Here is a 17,245-nt window from a genome sequence, read left to right as displayed (position 1 = left end):
CGTTGTAGGAGCGGCCTTGTGTCGCGAAAGGGCCGCAACGCGGCCCCAGCAACTCGGGTTGCGAAGCTTGGATCCTGGGGCTGCTTCGCAGCCCTTTCGCGACACAAGGCCGCTCCTGCAAATCATCTGCCAACCAGGAAATCTGCTACTTTTTCGGCGGCCGCCTGCATATGCTGCTCATGACTGAACCCCGACGCCTTCAACGGCTTCAGGTCATGGTCCCCCGCCACTAGCCAGCACACCTCGATCGCCGGCGACAACACATACCCCGCCACCGCCTCGCGATTGCCCAGCGCATCCCGCTCGCCCTGCACGATCAACGTCGGCGTCTTCAGATCGGCCAGGTGCTCGACCCGTGGCTTCTCCGGTTTGCCCACCGCATAGAACGGGTAGCCCAGGCACACCAGCGCATCCGCACCCAATTCGTCAGCCACCAGGCTGGCCATGCGCCCGCCCATGGACTTGCCGCCCACGGCAAGCTTGCCCGCGACCAAAGGTCGCACCTGCCGGTACACCTCGCGCCAGCATTCCAGCAAAACCTTTTGCGGATTCGGCGGCCGCTTGCCGCCGCCAACCCTGCGCTCGGCCATGTACGGAAACTCGAAGCGCACTACCGCTACCCCAAGTGCCGCAAGCCTTTGCGCCATTTCTTCCATGAACCCGCTGTCCATCGGCGCACCGGCGCCGTGGGCCAGGATCAGGCAGCCCTTGTAGCCGTCTTTGCCCTGCACCTGGGCAGGATCGCAGCGCAAGCCTGGGACATTTGCGACCTTCGCCCATTGATCCCCGTCAATACCGGCACTTTGCCCATTAATCATGCTTGCCTCGCTGTAAAGCCTGCCAAATAACCGTGGATGGGAACCCATACATGAACACAACCAGCAGTACCGCCTATAACTACAAGGTGGTCCGCCAATTCGCCATCATGACGGTGGTGTGGGGAATCGTCGGGATGGGGCTCGGCGTCTTCATCGCCGCCCAGCTCGCCTGGCCTTCCCTCAACTTCGACCTCCCCTGGACCAGCTTCGGCCGCCTGCGGCCCCTGCATACCAATGCGGTGATCTTCGCCTTCGGCGGCTGCGCACTGTTCGCCACCTCCTATTATTCGGTGCAACGCACCTGCCAGACCACCCTGTTTTCGCCCAGGTTGGCGGCGTTCACCTTCTGGGGCTGGCAACTGGTGATCGTGCTGGCGGCCATCAGCCTGCCACTGGGCTACACCAGCTCCAAGGAGTACGCCGAGCTGGAATGGCCGATCGACATCCTGATCACCATTGTCTGGGTCTGCTATGCCATCGTGTTCTTCGGCACGCTGATGAAGCGCAACACCAAGCACATCTACGTGGGTAACTGGTTCTTCGGCGCCTTTATCCTGACTGTGGCGTTGCTGCATCTGGTCAACAACCTGGAACTGCCGGTCAGCCTGACCAAGTCGTATTCGGTGTATGCCGGCGCCACCGACGCCATGGTGCAATGGTGGTACGGCCACAACGCCGTGGGCTTCTTCCTGACCGCGGGCTTCCTGGGGATGATGTACTACTACGTGCCCAAGCAGGCCGAACGCCCGGTGTATTCCTATCGCTTGTCGATCGTGCACTTCTGGGCGCTGATCACCCTGTACATCTGGGCCGGCCCGCACCACCTGCACTACACCGCCCTGCCCGACTGGGCGCAGTCGCTGGGCATGGTGATGTCGCTGATCCTGCTGGCACCCAGCTGGGGCGGCATGATCAACGGCATGATGACCTTGTCGGGTGCCTGGCACAAACTGCGCAGCGACCCGATCTTGCGCTTCCTGGTGGTGTCGCTGGCGTTCTACGGCATGTCCACCTTCGAAGGGCCGATGATGGCCATCAAGACGGTCAACGCCCTGTCTCACTACACCGACTGGACCATCGGCCACGTGCACGCCGGCGCGCTCGGCTGGGTGGCGATGATCTCGATCGGCGCGCTGTACCACACCATCCCGAAAGTGTTCGGCAAAGAACGCATGCACAGCCTCGGCCTGATCAACGCGCACTTCTGGCTGGCTACCATCGGCACTGTGCTGTACATCGCCTCGATGTGGGTCAACGGCATCGCCCAGGGCCTGATGTGGCGTGCGGTCAACAGTGACGGCACGCTCACCTACTCGTTCGTGGAAACCCTGGTGGCCAGCCACCCAGGCTTCGTGGTGCGCTTCGTCGGCGGCGCGATCTTCCTCAGCGGCATGTTCCTGATGGCCTGGAACACCTGGCGCACCGTCCGTTCGCCGGCGCTCGATATCGCCCCTGCGAACGCCCAGCTGGCTTGAGGAGACCTGCCTGATGAAACATGAAGTCATCGAGAAAAACGTCGGCCTGCTTGCCCTGCTGATGGTGTTCGCCGTCAGTATCGGCGGCCTGACCCAGATCGTCCCGCTGTTCTTCCAGGATGTGACCAACAAGCCGGTGGAGGGCATGAAGCCCTACACGGCGCTGCAACTGGAAGGCCGCGACATCTACATCCGCGAAGGCTGCGTGGGCTGCCACTCGCAGATGATCCGCCCGTTCCGCGCCGAAACCGAACGCTACGGCCACTACTCGGTGGCCGGCGAGAGCGTGTGGGACCACCCGTTCCTGTGGGGCTCCAAACGCACCGGGCCGGACCTGGCCAGGGTCGGTGGCCGCTACTCGGACGACTGGCACCGCGCGCACCTGTACAACCCGCGCAACGTGGTACCGGAGTCGAAGATGCCGTCGTACCCGTGGCTGGTGGCCGAGCAGGTCGACAACAGCCACACCGACACCAAGATGCGCACCCTGCGCACCCTCGGCGTGCCGTACACCGACGAAGACATTGCCGGGGCCCGCGAGGCGGTCAAGGGCAAGACCGAGATGGATGCCCTGGTCGCCTACCTGCAGGTGCTCGGCACCGCGATCAAGAACAAGAGGTGACTGCGATGGAAATGGACATCGGCATGATCCGCGGGCTGGGCACCCTGGTGGTGATGATCGCCTTCATCGGCCTCAGCCTGTGGGTATTCAACCGCCGCCGCGACCGTGATTTCGCCGAAGCGCGCCTGCTGCCCTTCGACGACGACCGCCTGCCCGCTGCCGGGCAGGAACCTGCCAAGCCTGCCGTTAGGAGTAATGGGCAATGACCACCTTCTGGAGTACGTACATCAGCGTACTGACCATCGGCAGCCTGATCGGCCTGACCTGGCTGTTGCTGTCGACCCGCAAGGGCCAGAGCAACAACACCACCGACCAGACCATGGGCCACAGCTTTGACGGCATCGAGGAATACGACAACCCGCTGCCCAAGTGGTGGTTCTGGCTGTTCGTCGGCACCCTGGTGTTCTCGGTCGGCTACCTGATCCTCTACCCGGGCCTGGGCAACTGGAAAGGTATCCTGCCGGGCTATGAAAACGGCTGGACCGGCGTCAACGAATGGCAAAAGGAAATGGACAAGGCGGATGCCAGGTTCGGCCCGATCTTCGCCAGGTACGCCGCCATGCCAGTCGAGGAAGTGGCCAAGGACCCGCAAGCGCTGAAGATGGGCGGGCGCCTGTTCGCATCGAACTGCTCGGTGTGCCATGGCTCGGACGCCAAGGGTGCCTATGGCTTCCCCAACCTCACCGACAAGGACTGGCGTTGGGGTGGCGAGCCGGAAACCATCAAGGCTTCGATCATGAACGGCCGCCACGGTGTGATGCCGGCCTGGGCGCAAGTGATCGGCGAGCAGGGCGTGGCGGATGTGGCTGCGTTCGTGCTGACCAACCTCGATGGCCGCAGCCTGCCGGAAGGGATCAAGGCCGACGCGGCCAAGGGCAAGGAGGTTTTCGCCGCCAACTGCGTGGCCTGCCACGGGCCTGAAGGGAAAGGTACAGCGGCCATGGGGGCGCCGGACCTGACTCATCCGCAGGCGTTCATCTATGGTTCGAGCTTTGCGCAGCTGCAGCAGACCATTCGCTATGGCCGCCAGGGGCAGATGCCGGCGCAGGCCGAGATCCAGGGTAATGACAAGGTGCATCTGTTGGCGGCTTATGTGTACAGCCTCTCGCAGGAGCCTGAAAACCTCACCGCCCAGTAACACCCGGGGGCTGCTTTGCAGCCCATCGCCGGCAAGCCAGCTCCCACAGGTACAGCGCAAGACTTCAGCGTTGTGAAATCCTGTGGGAGCTGGCTTGCCGGCGATAGGGTCGCAAAGCGGTCCCCGCTCTTGCCCGCCACATACCCTCCCTTGCACCCCCTCCGAACACAACTAAGCTTGTTGCCTCAGCGGGCGTCGCTCCAAAAGGGCCGACGCAGACGCGGCGCATGGCCTGTCGCCGCCCCGATAAAAGCCTGACCGATCGATCAGAAAAATATGAAAAACGGTACACATTACAAATATTTATTTGTGTACAATCGTTCAGACCCGATCGCTGCGGGACATCAGTGAACGGGCCCGGACACGGGTCGGCGTACCAAAGTTGCGTTGCGGTAACCGCGGTGGTTATCAATACTGGCGCCGATTTTTCGACCAACAAGAACATCAAAACCGTGGAACCTTAGAATGAGCACAGCAATCAGTCCGACTGCTTATAACTATAAGGTCGTCCGCCAGTTCGCCATCATGACGGTGGTCTGGGGGATCCTTGGCATGGGCCTCGGCGTCTTCATCGCCTCGCAGCTGGTGTGGCCGCAACTGAACCTGGACCTGCCCTGGACCAGCTTCGGCCGCCTGCGCCCGCTGCACACCAACCTGGTGATCTTCGCCTTCGGCGGCTGTGCGCTGTTCGGCACCAGCTACTACGTGGTGCAGCGCACCTGCCAGACCCGGCTGATCTCCGACAGCATGGCCGCCTTCACCTTCTGGGGCTGGCAGGCAGTGATCGTCGGCGCACTGATCACCCTGCCGATGGGCTACACCACCACCAAGGAATACGCCGAGCTCGAATGGCCGCTGGCAATCCTGCTGGCCATCGTCTGGGTCACCTACGGGCTGGTGTTCTTCGGCACCATCGTCAAGCGCAAGACCAAGCACATCTATGTCGGCAACTGGTTCTACGGTGCCTTCATCGTGGTCACCGCGATGCTGCACATCGTCAACCACATCTCGCTGCCGGTAAGCCTGTTCAAGTCATATTCGGCCTACGCCGGCGCCACCGACGCGATGATCCAGTGGTGGTACGGCCACAACGCGGTGGGCTTCTTCCTGACCACCGGTTTCCTGGGGATGATGTACTACTTCGTGCCCAAACAGGCCGAGCGGCCGATCTACTCGTATCGCCTGTCGATCGTGCACTTCTGGGCGCTGATCACTCTGTACATCTGGGCCGGCCCGCACCACCTGCACTACACCGCCCTGCCTGACTGGGCGCAGTCGCTGGGCATGGTGATGTCGATCATCCTGCTGGCGCCAAGCTGGGGCGGCATGATCAACGGCATGATGACGTTGTCCGGCGCCTGGCACAAACTGCGCACCGACCCGATCCTGCGCTTCCTGGTGGTGTCGCTGGCGTTCTACGGCATGTCCACCTTCGAAGGCCCGATGATGGCCATCAAGACCGTCAACTCGCTGTCGCACTACACCGACTGGACCATCGGCCACGTGCACGCCGGCGCCCTCGGCTGGGTGGCGATGATCTCCATCGGTGCCGTGTACCACATGATCCCGCGCCTGTATGGCCGCGAGCAGATGCACAGCGTCGGCCTGATCAACGCGCACTTCTGGCTGGCCACCATCGGTACCGTGCTGTACATCGCCTCGATGTGGGTCAACGGCATCACCCAAGGCCTGATGTGGCGCGCCATCAACGATGACGGCACCCTCACCTACTCCTTCGTCGAAGCCCTGCAGGCCAGCCACCCGGGCTATATCGTCCGCGCGCTGGGCGGTGCGTTCTTCGCCAGCGGCATGCTGCTGATGGCCTACAACGTGTTCCGTACCGTACGTGCCGCCAACCCGGTAGAGGCTGAGGAAGCCGCCAAGATTGTTGTCGTGGGAGCGCACTGATGAAGCATGAAGCCGTCGAGAAGAACATAGGCCTGCTGGCCTTCTTCATGGTCATCGCCGTGAGCGTCGGTGGCCTGACCCAGATCGTCCCGCTGTTTTTCCAGGATGTGACCAACAAGCCGGTGGAAGGCATGAAGCCGCGCACCGCGCTGGAGCTGGAAGGCCGCGACATCTACATCCGCGAGGGCTGCGTGGGCTGCCACTCGCAGATGATCCGCCCGTTCCGCGCCGAAACCGAACGCTACGGCCACTACTCGGTGGCTGGCGAGAGCGTGTGGGACCACCCGTTCCTGTGGGGCTCCAAGCGAACCGGGCCGGACCTGGCCCGGGTCGGTGGCCGCTACTCCGATGACTGGCACCGTGCGCACCTGTACAACCCGCGCAACGTGGTACCGGAATCGAAGATGCCGTCCTACCCCTGGCTGGTCGAGAACAAGCTCGACGGCAAGGACACCGCGAAGAAGATGGAAGTGCTGCGCACACTCGGCACCCCGTACACCGACGCCGACATCGCCGGCGCGCGTGACGCGGTCAAGGGCAAGACTGAAATGGACGCCATCGTTGCGTACCTGCAGGGTCTTGGCACCATCATCAAGAGCAAACGGTGACGCTGATGGATATCGGGATGATTCGCGGCCTGGGCACCGTGGTGGTGATGGTGGCCTTCGTGGGCCTGGCGCTGTGGGTGTTCAACCCGCGGCGTAAAAAGGACTTCGACGAAGCGACCCAGCTGCCCTTCGCAGATGACCCCGATGCCAGCCGCCACGTTGAGCACGAGCACGCAAAAGCTTCTGGGAGCAAAAAACAATGACAACCTTCTGGAGTCTGTACGTTACCGTCCTGACCCTGGGCACCATCTTCGCGCTGACCTGGCTGTTGCTGTCGACCCGCAAGGGCCAGCGCGAGGAGGTGACCGATGAAACCGTGGGGCACGCCTTCGACGGCATCGAGGAATACGACAACCCGCTGCCGAAATGGTGGTTCTGGCTGTTCGTCGGCACCATCATCTTCGCCCTCGGCTACCTGGTGCTATACCCGGGCCTGGGCAACTGGAAAGGCATCCTGCCGGGCTATTCGTACCTGGACAGCGAGAAGCAGACCGAGTTTTCCAACGGCCAGCCGGGCTGGACCGGCGTGCACGAGTGGGAAAAGGAAATGGCCAAGGCCGACGCACGCTTCGGGCCGATCTTCGCCAAGTTTGCCGCCATGCCCATCGAAGAGGTGGCCAAGGACCCGCAGGCGCTGAAAATGGGCGCGCGGCTGTTCGCCTCCAACTGCTCGGTCTGCCACGGTTCCGACGCCAAGGGTGCCTTCGGCTTCCCCAACCTGACCGACAACGACTGGCGCTGGGGCGGCGAGCCGGAAACCATCAAGACCACCATCATGGGCGGCCGCCACGGCGTGATGCCGGGCTGGGCCGAGGTGATCGGTGACCAGGGCGTGGCCGACGTGGCTGCGTTCGTGGTCAGCAAGCTCGATGGCCGTACCCTGCCAGAGGGCGCGAAGGCCGATGCCGAGAACGGGCAGAAGATCTTCGCAGCCAACTGCGTGGCCTGCCACGGGCCGGAGGGCAAGGGCACGCCGGCCATGGGCGCACCGAACCTGACCCACCCGCAGGCGTTCATCTATGGGTCGAGCTTTGCGCAACTGCAGCAGACCATTCGCTATGGCCGTCAGGGGCAGATGCCGGCCCAGGAGCAGATGCAGGGTAACGACAAGGTGCATTTGCTGGCGGCTTACGTGTACAGCCTCTCGCACAAGGACCAGGAACAGGCCAAGGCTGAGTAGGCAGGCCTGGCCCTTTCGCGGCTAAAGCCGCTCCCACAGGATAATGCAATCGCTGTGGGAGCGGCTTTAGCCGCGAAGAAGCCGGTACTGGCACAGCATTTCTTGCAGGCAAATGACCTGGATCAATTGACACCTGCCATAACACGTTTCACACCCCAAACCCAACGCGACTAAAGGTCGCAGCGAGGTCCCATACCGCCACCAGCGGCGTATCATGGACCGCAGAGCGCTAGCAGATTGCGCGAGACTGCGGCCGGCACGCACTGGCCGCGGCGTTTCTCCACTGCCGTGGGACTTGATGATGAGCAAGCAAATTCCGGTACATGATGTAACCCCGCCTGCCAACAAAGGGAAGGATTCCGTCGACCTCTACGCCTCCCGCGAGAAAATCTACACCCGCGCCTTCACCGGCGTATTCCGCCGCCTGCGCATGGTTGGCGGGGCGCTGCTGTTCCTGCTGTACTTCGGCACCGTCTGGCTGAGCTGGGGCGGGCACCAGGCCGTGTGGTGGAACCTGCCCGAACGCAAGTTCTACATCTTCGGCGCCACCATTTGGCCACAGGACTTCATCCTGCTCTCGGGCATCCTCATCGTCGCCGCCTTCGGCCTGTTCTTCGTCACTGTCTATGCCGGGCGCGTGTGGTGCGGCTACACCTGCCCGCAAAGCGTGTGGACGTGGATCTTCATGTGGTGCGAAAAGGTCACCGAAGGCGATCGCAACCAGCGCATGAAACTGGACAAGTCGCCCATGAGCGGCAACAAGTTCCTGCGCAAGTTCGCCAAGCACAGCCTGTGGCTGCTGATCGGCTTTGTCACCGGCATGACCTTCGTCGGCTACTTCTCGCCGATCCGTGAACTGGTCATCGAATTCTTCACCGGCCAGGCCGACGGCTGGGCCTACTTCTGGGTCGGTTTCTTCACCCTCGCCACCTACGGCAACGCCGGATGGCTGCGCGAACAGGTGTGCGTTTACATGTGCCCGTATGCACGCTTCCAGAGCGTGATGTTCGACAAGGACACGCTGATCGTTTCCTACGACCCGCGCCGTGGCGAAACCCGTGGCCCGCGCAAAAAAGACGCCGACTACAAAGCCCAGGGCCTGGGCGACTGCATCGACTGCACGATGTGCGTGCAAGTCTGCCCTACCGGCATCGACATCCGTGATGGCCTGCAGATCGAGTGCATCGGCTGCGCCGCCTGCATCGACGCCTGCGACAGCATCATGGACAAGATGAACTACCCCAAAGGCCTGATCAGCTATACCACCGAGCACAACCTGTCCGGGCAGAAGACCCACATGCTGCGCCCGCGCCTGATCGGCTATGCCGCCGTGCTGCTGGTGATGATGATCGGCCTGGCCACTGCCTTCGCCACCCGCTCGCTGGTCGGCTTCGACGTCAGCAAGGACCGCGTGCTGTACCGTGAGAATGCCCAGGGCCGAATCGAGAACGTGTACAGCCTGAAGGTGATGAACAAGGACCAGCGCGACCACGTCTACGTGCTGGAGGCCGCCGGCCTGCCGGACCTCAAGCTGGAAGGCCAGCGCGAGATCCGCGTCGCCGCCGGTGACATCGTCAGCCTGCCGGTGCAGCTGTCGGTAGCCCCTGAAAAACTGCCGTCGACCACCAACGAAATCACCTTCATCCTCAAGAGCGCCGACGACAGCGACGCCCAGGTTGAAGCCAAGAGCCGCTTCATCGGCCCACAGATCCGCTAACAGAGAGATATCGCACAATGCCTGCCGCCACCGCTACCAGCCCCTGGTACAAGCACCTCTGGCCCTGGATCATCATTGGCATCCTCACCACCTCGGTGTGCCTGAGCCTGACCATGGTCAGCATCGCCGTGAGCAACCCGGACAACCTGGTGAACGACAACTACTACGAGGCAGGCAGGGGCATCAACCGCTCGCTGGACCGTGAACTGCTGGCGCAGAACCTGAACCTGAAAGCCAGCGTACACCTGGACGAGCTGACCGGCGAAGTGGACCTGCGCCTGGCCGGCAACAGCGACCCGCAGAGCCTGGAACTGAACCTGATTTCGCCGACCCAGCCGCAGAAGGACCGCAAGGTACTGCTGAGCCGGGTCGAGGCCGGGCGTTACGTGGGGCAGCTGGAGGATGAGGTCGACGGGCGCCGCTTTGTGGAACTGCTGGGTAGCGAAGGTGGCCAGGTGTGGCGCTTGTTCGAGGAGGAAAAGGTCGAGCATGGCGTGACCTTGGAACTGGGTGACGAAGCCATCCAGGGCGCCGAGCACCATTAACCAAATCACCGCCGCCAATCCCTGTGGGAGCGGGTTTACCCGCGAATGCGTCAGACCTGAGCCCATCATTACCTGAGCTGACGCATTCGCGGGTGAACCCGCTCCCACTGGTACTGTGACCGGCCCGCGCTATGTGCAAGGCAATGATGTGATGACCCAACCCACCCCCTGCTACCACTGCGCCCTGCCCGTCCCGGCCGGCAACCGCTTCAGCGCCGTGGTCCTCGGCCAACCCAGGCAGTTCTGCTGCCCCGGCTGCCAGGCAGTTGCCGAGTCGATCGTTGCCGGCGGCCTGGAGCACTATTACCAGCACCGCAGCGACAACAGCGCCAACCCCGAAGCCCTGCCCAGGCAGTTGCAGGACGAACTGGCCCTGTACGACCGCAGCGACGTGCAACAAAGCTTCGTCCGCCACCAGGGCCAGCTGGCCGAAACCACCCTGCTGGTCGAAGGCATCAGCTGCGCCGCCTGCGGCTGGCTGATCGAAAAGCACCTGCGCAATCTGCCTGCCGTCGCCGAAGCCCGCCTCAACCTGTCCAACCACCGCCTGCTGCTGAGCTGGGACGACCAGCAGCTGCCGCTGTCACGCCTGCTCGCCGAGCTGCGCCAGATCGGCTACGCCGCCCACCCGTACCAGCCGGACCAGGCTGCCGAGCAGCTGGCCCGGGAAAACCGCAGCGCCCTGCGCCGGCTGGGCGTGGCCGGGCTGCTGTGGTTCCAGGCGATGATGGCGACCATGGCCACCTGGCCGGAATTCAACATCGACCTGTCGCCCGAATTGCACACCATCCTGCGTTGGGTGGCGCTGTTTCTCACCATCCCCATCGTGTTCTACAGCTGTGCGCCGTTCTTCAAGGGTGCAGCGCGCGACCTGCGCACCCGCCACCTGACCATGGACGTGTCGGTATCGTTGGCCATCGCCCTGGCGTTCGGTGCAGGTATCTGGACCGCAATCACCGGCAGCGGCGAGCTGTATTTCGACACCGTGGGCATGTTTGCGCTGTTCCTGCTGACCGGCCGCTACCTGGAACGCCGCGCCCGCGAACGCACTGCCGCGGCCACCGCGCAGCTGGTCAACCTGCTGCCGGCTTCCTGCCTGCGCCTGGACGCCATTGGCCGCAGCGAGCGCATCCTGCTCAGCGAGCTGCACTGCGGTGACACGGTGCAGGTGCTGCCGGGTGCAGTCATCCCCGCCGACGGGCGCATCGTCGAAGGCCGCTCCAGCGTCGACGAATCGCTGCTGACCGGGGAATACCTGCCGCAACCGCGCCGGGTTGGCGAACGGGTCACTGGCGGCACACTGAACGTCGAGAGCACCCTCAACGTGGAAGTCGAAGCCCTCGGCCATGATTCGCGGCTGTCGGCCATCGTTCGCCTGCTGGAGCGGGCCCAGACCGAAAAACCACGCCTGGCGGAAATCGCCGACCGGGCCTCGCAGTGGTTCCTGTTGTTCTCGCTGCTGGCGGCCGCGGCCATCGGCCTGTGGTGGTGGCACCACGACCCTTCACGGGCGTTCTGGATTGTCCTGGCCATGCTGGTAGCGACCTGCCCGTGCGCCCTGTCGCTGGCCACGCCAACGGCGCTGACGGCAGCCACCGGCACCCTGCACAAGCTCGGCCTGCTGATCACCCGCGGGCATGTGCTGGAAGGCTTGAGCCAGATCGATACCGTGATTTTCGACAAGACCGGTACGCTGACCGAAGGCCGCCTGACCCTGCGCAGCATTCGCCCGCTCGGCAACCTGGCTGCCGACCGCTGCCTGGCCCTGGCGGCAGCCCTGGAAAACCGCTCCGAGCACCCCATCGCCCGCGCCTTCGGCCGCACCGCCACACCGGCCGACGACGTGCAGACCATGCCCGGCCTGGGCCTGGAAGGGCTGGTCGAAGGCCAGCGCCTGCGCATTGGCCAGGCCACCTTCGTCTGCGCCCTGAGCGGCGCAGAAATCCCCGGCGTGCCAGAGCCTCGCGGCCAGTGGCTGCTACTGGGCGACCGCCAGGGGCCGCTGGCCTGGTTCGGCCTGGACGACCGCCTGCGCGACGATGCCCCGGCCCTGCTGGCCGCCTGCAAGGCCCGTGGCTGGCGCACGTTGCTGTTGTCGGGCGACAGCTCACCGATGGTCGCTGAAGTGGCCGCGCAACTGGGCATTGACGAAGCTATTGGCGGCCTGCGTCCGGACGACAAGCTGGACCGCCTGAAGGCACTGCAAGCGGCCGGGTGCAAGGTGCTGATGCTGGGCGACGGGGTCAACGACGTACCCGTGCTGGCCGCTGCCGACATCAGCATCGCCATGGGCAGCGCCACCGACCTGGCCAAGACCAGCGCCGATGCCGTGCTGCTGTCCAACCGCCTGCAGGCGCTGGTGCAGGCCTTCGAACTGGCCCGCCGCACCCGCCGCAACATCCTCGAGAATCTGCTCTGGGCGACCCTGTATAATGGCCTGATGCTGCCGTTTGCCGCGCTCGGCTGGATCACCCCGGTATGGGCCGCCATCGGCATGTCGATCAGCTCGCTGATCGTGGTGCTCAATGCCCTGCGCCTGACCCGCATGCCGGCATCGGGCTTGCCGACACCTGCAACCCACTTGCCCGCGAGGAAGTCGCCATGCCCGCCCTCTATGTCATGATCCCCGCGGCCCTGCTGCTGGTCGGCGTGGCCGTGTACATCTTCTTCTGGGCGGTGGACAGCGGCCAGTACGACGACCTCGAAGGCCCTGCCCACAGCATCCTGTTCGACGACCAGGACCCGCGCCACCAGGCGGCAGTGAACGCTGACGACGCCCCGGCTGACGCCGACAAGGAACCACCACCCCGTGCCTGACCTGCTTCCCCTGCTCGGCTCGGCTTTGATCCTCGGTCTGCTCGGCGGCGGCCACTGCCTGGGCATGTGCGGCGGCCTGATGGGCGCGCTGACCCTGGCCATCCCGCCCGAGCAACGCGGTCGGCGCCTGCGCCTGCTGCTGGCGTACAACCTTGGGCGTGTGCTGAGCTATGCCAGTGCCGGCCTGTTGCTGGGCCTGGCCGGCTGGGCCGTGGCCAGCAGCCCGGCGGCGCTGGCGCTGCGGGTGCTGGCAGCGCTGCTGCTGATTGCCATGGGGCTGTACCTGGCCGGCTGGTGGAGCGGGTTGACCCGTATCGAAGCACTGGGCCGTGGGCTGTGGCGGCATGTCCAGCCGGTGGCGTCGCGCTTGCTGCCGGTATCCAGCCTGCCCCGCGCGTTGCTGCTCGGGGCCTTGTGGGGGTGGTTGCCGTGCGGGCTGGTGTACAGCACCCTGCTGTGGGCGGCCAGCCAGGGCAATGCTGGCCATAGCGCAGCGCTGATGCTGGCGTTCGGGCTGGGAACCTGGCCGGTGTTGCTGGCCACGGGTCTGGCGGCGGAGCAGGTCAACAGGTTGTTGAAACGGCGCAGTGTGCGCGTTGCCGGCGGTGTGCTGGTGATCCTGTTCGGGGTATGGACCCTGCCCGGCCCGCACCAGCATTGGCTGATGGGGCATTGAAAGGGGCAGCACAAAGCTTGAGACTTACACGCCCCCCTGTGGGAGCTGGCTTGCCGGCGATTGGGCCGCACAGCGGCCCTCGATAGCACGCCGACTCCCCTTGATACAAATCAACACAGATTCCTACGCGCGACCATAGACTCCGGTGCACTGCTGCTCTTTCCAGGGACCGCCTTCATGCTCGACGACCTACGTTGGGATACCGACCTGATCCGCCGCTACGATCTGGCCGGGCCACGCTATACCTCCTATCCGACCGCCGTGCAGCTGCACAGCGAAGTGGGCTCGTTCGACCTGCTCCACGCCCTGCGCGAAAGCCGCAGGGCGGTGCGCCCTCTGTCGCTGTACGTGCACGTGCCGTTCTGCGCCAACATCTGCTACTACTGCGCCTGCAACAAGGTCATCACCAAAGACCGCGCCCGCGCTGCGCCCTACCTGCAGCGCCTGGAGCAGGAAATCCGCCTGATCGCCTGCCACCTGGCGCCTGGGCAACGGGTCGAGCAACTGCATTTCGGCGGCGGCACGCCGACCTTCCTCAGCCATGTGGAATTGCGCCAGCTGATGGCCACCCTGCGCCAGCATTTCCACTTGCTGGAGGACGATTCCGGGGACTACGGCATCGAGCTCGACCCCCGCGAGGCCGACTGGTCGACCATGGGCCTGCTGCGCGAGCTGGGCTTCAACCGCGTCAGCCTCGGCGTGCAGGACCTCGACCCGGCCGTGCAGCGCGCAGTCAACCGCCTGCAAAGCCTGGAGCAGACCCGCACCCTGATCGAGGCTGCGCGCACGCTGCAGTTCCGCTCGGTCAACCTCGACCTCATCTACGGGCTGCCCAAGCAAACCCCGGAAGGCTTTGCCCGTACCGTCGAAGAAGTGATCCGCCTGCAACCCGACCGGCTCTCGGTGTTCAACTACGCCCACCTGCCCGAGCGGTTCATGCCACAGCGGCGCATCGACAGCAACGACCTGCCCAGCGCGGCCGCCAAGCTGGAGATGCTGCACGCGACCATCGACCAGCTGACCGCAGCCGGCTACCGCTACATCGGCATGGACCACTTCGCCCTGCCCGACGACGAGCTGGCGATTGCCCAGGAAGAAGGCACCCTGCAGCGCAATTTCCAGGGCTACACCACCCATGGCCATTGCGACCTGATCGGGCTGGGCGTGTCGGCCATCAGCCAGATCGGCGACCTGTATTGCCAGAACAGCAGCGACCTCGCCACCTACCAGGAAAGCCTGTCCAACGCCCAGCTGGCCACCCAGCGTGGTCTGCTCTGCAGCCAGGACGACCGCGTACGCCGGGCGGTGATCCAGCAGCTGATCTGCCATTTCGAACTGGACTTCGAGCCCATCGAACAGGCTTTCACCCTCGACTTTCGCGGCTACTTCAACGACCTCTGGCCCCAGCTGCTGAACTTGCAGCGCGACGGCCTGATCAGCCTGGACGACAAGGGCATCCGCATCCTGCCAGCTGGCCGCCTGCTGGCGCGCTCGGTGTGCATGGTGTTCGACGCCTACCTGGCGATGCAGAACCGCCAACGCTTCTCACGGGTGATCTGAACACCGAGTCGTTCGACCGCATGGACAAGTTTCCTTGTCGGGCACACTATTGGGCACACAAGGACTCCCGGCAGGCCACTGCCGGGGTTTCGCCACGGCGCACCATCATCGCGCACGCTGGCCTACACCCTGTGTCGTGGGTTACCCTTACGACTTATGTGTGCTTTCCCACAAGGATCGATTCAAATGTCCGAGCCAGTCAAACTGCGCCCACACAACCAGGCCCATTGCAAGGATTGCAGCCTGGCCCCCCTGTGCCTGCCTCTTTCACTGAATCTGGAAGACATGGATGCACTGGATGAAATCGTCAAGCGCGGGCGACCGCTGAAAAAAGGCGAGTTCCTGTTCCGCCAGGGGGACAGTTTTGGCTCGGTTTACGCGGTACGTTCCGGCGCCCTGAAAACCTTCAGCCTGAGCGACAGCGGCGAGGAGCAGATCACCGGCTTCCACCTGCCCAGCGAGCTGGTCGGCCTGTCGGGCATGGATACCGAAGCCTATCCGGTATCGGCCCAGGCTCAGGAAACCACTTCGGTGTGCGAAATCCCCTTCGAGCGCCTCGACGAGCTGTCGGTGCAACTGCCGCAGCTACGCCGCCAGCTGATGCGGGTGATGAGCCGGGAGATTCGTGACGACCAGCAAATGATGCTGCTGCTGTCGAAAAAGACCGCTGACGAGCGCATCGCCACCTTCCTGGTCAACCTGTCCGCACGTTTCCGCGCACGCGGCTATTCGGCCAACCAGTTCCGCCTGAGCATGTCGCGCAACGAAATCGGCAATTACCTGGGCCTGGCGGTGGAAACCGTGTCGCGGGTGTTCACCCGCTTCCAGCAGAACGGCCTGCTGCGCGCCGAAGGCAAGGAAGTGCACATCCTCGACCCGATCCAGCTGTGTGCGCTGGCCGGTGGCGCAATCGAGGCCTGAGGCCTGCGTTTAGCGGGTATACTTGGCCATTCGTTTTCCCAGGATACCCGCAACAATGCACAGCGACGCTTTCGACCTCAAAGCCCTGATCCGCCCGGTAGTGGACTTCCCGAAACCAGGCGTGATCTTCCGCGACATCACCCCGCTGTTCCAGTCGCCGCGTGGGCTGCGCTATGTCGCCGACCAGTTCATCGAGCGCTATGTCGAGGCTGAGTTCAGCCACATCGGCGCCATGGACGCGCGGGGCTTCCTGATCGGCTCGATCATCGCGCACCAGTTGAACAAGCCGCTGATCCTGTTCCGCAAGCAAGGCAAGCTGCCGGCTGACGTGCTTAGCGAGGGTTACCAGACCGAATACGGCGAAGCCTTCCTGGAAGTGCATGCCGACAGCCTGTGCGAAGGGGATTCGGTGCTGATCTTCGACGACCTGATTGCTACGGGCGGTACCCTGCTGGCAGCAGCGAACCTGGTGCGTAGGACCGGGGCGCAGGTGTTTGAGGCGGCGGCGATCATCGACCTGCCAGAGCTGGAGGGGTCGCGCCGGCTGCAGGCGGCCGGGGTGCCTACCTTCTGCCTTACCGAATTTTCTCTCAGCGAATACTGATTATTCGGGGGCGCAACGCGCCCCCGGCAATTCCGAATCAGAGCGAAATCGGCCGCCGCCCTGCAAAGGCGTGGGCCAAGGTCCCACCATCCACCAGCTCCAGCTCGCCGCCCAGCGGCACGCCATGGGCAATGCGCGACGCCACCAGGCCCTTCTCGTTCAGCAACTGCGCAATGTAATGCGCCGTCGCCTCACCCTCCACCGTCGGGTTGGTCGCCAGGATCACCTCAGTGAAGGTGCCCTGCTCCTCGATCCGCGCCATCAGCTGCGGAATACCGATCGCCTCCGGCCCCAGGCCGTCCAGCGGCGACAAGTGGCCCTTGAGCACGAAGTAACGGCCCCGGTAGCCGGTCTGCTCCACCGCATACACATCCACCGGGCCCTCGACCACGCACAGCTGGGTGTCGTCACGACGCGTATCGGCGCATTGCGGGCACAGCTCCTGCTCGGTCAAGGTACGGCACTGGCGGCAGTGGCCCACCCCTTCCATGGCCTGGGTCAGCGCCTGGGCCAGGCGCAGGCCGCCGCTGCGGTCACGCTCGAGCAGTTGCAGGGCCATGCGCTGGGCGGTTTTCTGGCCGACACCCGGCAGAATGCGCAGGCCGTCGATCAATTGGCGGATGAGGGGGCTGAAGCTCATGGGAATGGCCTGACAA

General features: G+C 64.1%; 18 protein-coding genes. 16 read left to right on the top strand and 2 right to left on the bottom strand.

The features are described from left to right. Positions 1–122 precede the first annotated feature (122 nt). Positions 123–818, bottom strand: coding sequence for an alpha/beta family hydrolase (locus tag AC5O5I_RS07850; RefSeq protein ID WP_256678515.1), 696 nt, complete (start codon positions 816–818; stop codon positions 123–125). Positions 819–868: 50 nt separating this feature from the next. Between AC5O5I_RS07850 and ccoN (AC5O5I_RS07845) the strand changes: the two genes are divergently transcribed. The 16 genes from ccoN (AC5O5I_RS07845) (at position 869) to AC5O5I_RS07770 (ending at position 16,589) form a co-directional block, all read left to right on the top strand. Then, entirely contained in the window at positions 869–2,293 is a 1,425-nt protein-coding gene (ccoN, locus tag AC5O5I_RS07845; protein ID WP_172229182.1) for a cytochrome-c oxidase, cbb3-type subunit I, read from the top strand. Positions 2,294–2,306: 13 nt separating this feature from the next. After that, positions 2,307–2,915 (top strand): cytochrome-c oxidase, cbb3-type subunit II, encoded by a 609-nt coding sequence (gene ccoO, locus AC5O5I_RS07840; RefSeq protein ID WP_172232491.1) that lies wholly within the window; start codon positions 2,307–2,309, stop codon positions 2,913–2,915. A gap of 5 nt (positions 2,916–2,920) precedes the next feature. Beyond that, positions 2,921–3,121 (top strand): cbb3-type cytochrome oxidase subunit 3, encoded by a 201-nt coding sequence (locus AC5O5I_RS07835; RefSeq protein ID WP_494512304.1) that lies wholly within the window; start codon positions 2,921–2,923, stop codon positions 3,119–3,121. Then, positions 3,118–4,053, top strand: a complete 936-nt coding sequence (gene ccoP / locus AC5O5I_RS07830; RefSeq protein WP_172232485.1) for a cytochrome-c oxidase, cbb3-type subunit III — start codon at positions 3,118–3,120, stop codon at positions 4,051–4,053. Before AC5O5I_RS07835 ends, ccoP (AC5O5I_RS07830) begins: the two co-directional genes overlap by 4 nt. Positions 4,054–4,518: 465 nt before the next feature. Next, positions 4,519–5,961, top strand: coding sequence for a cytochrome-c oxidase, cbb3-type subunit I (gene ccoN / locus AC5O5I_RS07825; protein WP_172286827.1), 1,443 nt, complete (start codon positions 4,519–4,521; stop codon positions 5,959–5,961). Then, positions 5,961–6,569: a cytochrome-c oxidase, cbb3-type subunit II gene (gene ccoO, locus AC5O5I_RS07820; protein ID WP_003254286.1), complete on the top strand. Its 609-nt coding sequence runs from the start codon at positions 5,961–5,963 to the stop codon at positions 6,567–6,569. The genes ccoN (AC5O5I_RS07825) and ccoO (AC5O5I_RS07820) overlap by 1 nt, the downstream gene beginning before the upstream one ends. 5 nt (positions 6,570–6,574) lie before the next feature. Further along, positions 6,575–6,772, top strand: coding sequence for a cbb3-type cytochrome oxidase subunit 3 (locus AC5O5I_RS07815; RefSeq protein WP_172231941.1), 198 nt, complete (start codon positions 6,575–6,577; stop codon positions 6,770–6,772). Further along, positions 6,769–7,749: a cytochrome-c oxidase, cbb3-type subunit III gene (gene ccoP / locus AC5O5I_RS07810; protein ID WP_172231935.1), complete on the top strand. Its 981-nt coding sequence runs from the start codon at positions 6,769–6,771 to the stop codon at positions 7,747–7,749. Before AC5O5I_RS07815 ends, ccoP (AC5O5I_RS07810) begins: the two co-directional genes overlap by 4 nt. A gap of 301 nt (positions 7,750–8,050) precedes the next feature. After that, positions 8,051–9,466 (top strand): cytochrome c oxidase accessory protein CcoG, encoded by a 1,416-nt coding sequence (ccoG, locus tag AC5O5I_RS07805; RefSeq protein WP_494512303.1) that lies wholly within the window; start codon positions 8,051–8,053, stop codon positions 9,464–9,466. Positions 9,467–9,483: 17 nt separating this feature from the next. Next, positions 9,484–10,011 (top strand): FixH family protein, encoded by a 528-nt coding sequence (locus tag AC5O5I_RS07800; RefSeq protein WP_494512302.1) that lies wholly within the window; start codon positions 9,484–9,486, stop codon positions 10,009–10,011. Positions 10,012–10,162: 151 nt separating this feature from the next. Continuing rightward, positions 10,163–12,634 carry a heavy metal translocating P-type ATPase gene (locus AC5O5I_RS07795; RefSeq protein ID WP_494512301.1) on the top strand — a complete coding sequence of 824 codons (2,472 nt, stop codon included), beginning with the start codon at positions 10,163–10,165 and terminating at the stop codon, positions 12,632–12,634. Beyond that, positions 12,613–12,828 (top strand): cbb3-type cytochrome oxidase assembly protein CcoS, encoded by a 216-nt coding sequence (gene ccoS, locus AC5O5I_RS07790; protein ID WP_494512300.1) that lies wholly within the window; start codon positions 12,613–12,615, stop codon positions 12,826–12,828. Before AC5O5I_RS07795 ends, ccoS begins: the two co-directional genes overlap by 22 nt. Further along, a complete protein-coding gene (locus tag AC5O5I_RS07785) occupies positions 12,821–13,504 on the top strand; it encodes a sulfite exporter TauE/SafE family protein (protein ID WP_172231398.1) in 684 nt (227 codons plus the stop codon). Before ccoS ends, AC5O5I_RS07785 begins: the two co-directional genes overlap by 8 nt. A 177-nt stretch (positions 13,505–13,681) precedes the next feature. Next, entirely contained in the window at positions 13,682–15,064 is a 1,383-nt protein-coding gene (gene hemN, locus AC5O5I_RS07780; protein ID WP_494512299.1) for an oxygen-independent coproporphyrinogen III oxidase, read from the top strand. Between the two features lie 186 nt (positions 15,065–15,250). After that, positions 15,251–15,985, top strand: a complete 735-nt coding sequence (gene fnrA, locus AC5O5I_RS07775; RefSeq protein ID WP_003254301.1) for a Crp/Fnr family transcriptional regulator FnrA — start codon at positions 15,251–15,253, stop codon at positions 15,983–15,985. 55 nt (positions 15,986–16,040) lie between these two features. Next, a complete protein-coding gene (locus tag AC5O5I_RS07770; RefSeq protein ID WP_054573138.1) occupies positions 16,041–16,589 on the top strand; it encodes an adenine phosphoribosyltransferase in 549 nt (182 codons plus the stop codon). Between the two features lie 37 nt (positions 16,590–16,626). On the opposite strand, the gene recR is transcribed toward AC5O5I_RS07770, so the two are convergent. Then, complete coding sequence (gene recR / locus AC5O5I_RS07765; RefSeq protein WP_172227565.1) at positions 16,627–17,229, bottom strand: recombination mediator RecR; 603 nt, start codon at positions 17,227–17,229, stop codon at positions 16,627–16,629. Positions 17,230–17,245 lie beyond the last annotated feature (16 nt).

The sequence above is a fragment of the Pseudomonas sp. 9_2_1 genome, assembly GCF_059295275.1.
The sequence above is the reverse complement of the archived record's forward strand: the minus strand, read 5'-3'. Positions and strand labels throughout refer to the sequence as shown.

Coding starts and splice junctions, on each gene's coding strand:
- AC5O5I_RS07850 (WP_256678515.1), bottom strand. CDS start 818: ATGATTAATGGGCAAAGTGCCGGTATTGACGGGGATCAATGGGCGAAG.
- ccoN (WP_172229182.1), top strand. CDS start 869: ATGAACACAACCAGCAGTACCGCCTATAACTACAAGGTGGTCCGCCAA.
- ccoO (WP_172232491.1), top strand. CDS start 2,307: ATGAAACATGAAGTCATCGAGAAAAACGTCGGCCTGCTTGCCCTGCTG.
- AC5O5I_RS07835 (WP_494512304.1), top strand. CDS start 2,921: ATGGAAATGGACATCGGCATGATCCGCGGGCTGGGCACCCTGGTGGTG.
- ccoP (WP_172232485.1), top strand. CDS start 3,118: ATGACCACCTTCTGGAGTACGTACATCAGCGTACTGACCATCGGCAGC.
- ccoN (WP_172286827.1), top strand. CDS start 4,519: ATGAGCACAGCAATCAGTCCGACTGCTTATAACTATAAGGTCGTCCGC.
- ccoO (WP_003254286.1), top strand. CDS start 5,961: ATGAAGCATGAAGCCGTCGAGAAGAACATAGGCCTGCTGGCCTTCTTC.
- AC5O5I_RS07815 (WP_172231941.1), top strand. CDS start 6,575: ATGGATATCGGGATGATTCGCGGCCTGGGCACCGTGGTGGTGATGGTG.
- ccoP (WP_172231935.1), top strand. CDS start 6,769: ATGACAACCTTCTGGAGTCTGTACGTTACCGTCCTGACCCTGGGCACC.
- ccoG (WP_494512303.1), top strand. CDS start 8,051: ATGAGCAAGCAAATTCCGGTACATGATGTAACCCCGCCTGCCAACAAA.
- AC5O5I_RS07800 (WP_494512302.1), top strand. CDS start 9,484: ATGCCTGCCGCCACCGCTACCAGCCCCTGGTACAAGCACCTCTGGCCC.
- AC5O5I_RS07795 (WP_494512301.1), top strand. CDS start 10,163: ATGACCCAACCCACCCCCTGCTACCACTGCGCCCTGCCCGTCCCGGCC.
- ccoS (WP_494512300.1), top strand. CDS start 12,613: ATGCCCGCCCTCTATGTCATGATCCCCGCGGCCCTGCTGCTGGTCGGC.
- hemN (WP_494512299.1), top strand. CDS start 13,682: ATGCTCGACGACCTACGTTGGGATACCGACCTGATCCGCCGCTACGAT.
- fnrA (WP_003254301.1), top strand. CDS start 15,251: ATGTCCGAGCCAGTCAAACTGCGCCCACACAACCAGGCCCATTGCAAG.
- AC5O5I_RS07770 (WP_054573138.1), top strand. CDS start 16,041: ATGCACAGCGACGCTTTCGACCTCAAAGCCCTGATCCGCCCGGTAGTG.
- recR (WP_172227565.1), bottom strand. CDS start 17,229: ATGAGCTTCAGCCCCCTCATCCGCCAATTGATCGACGGCCTGCGCATT.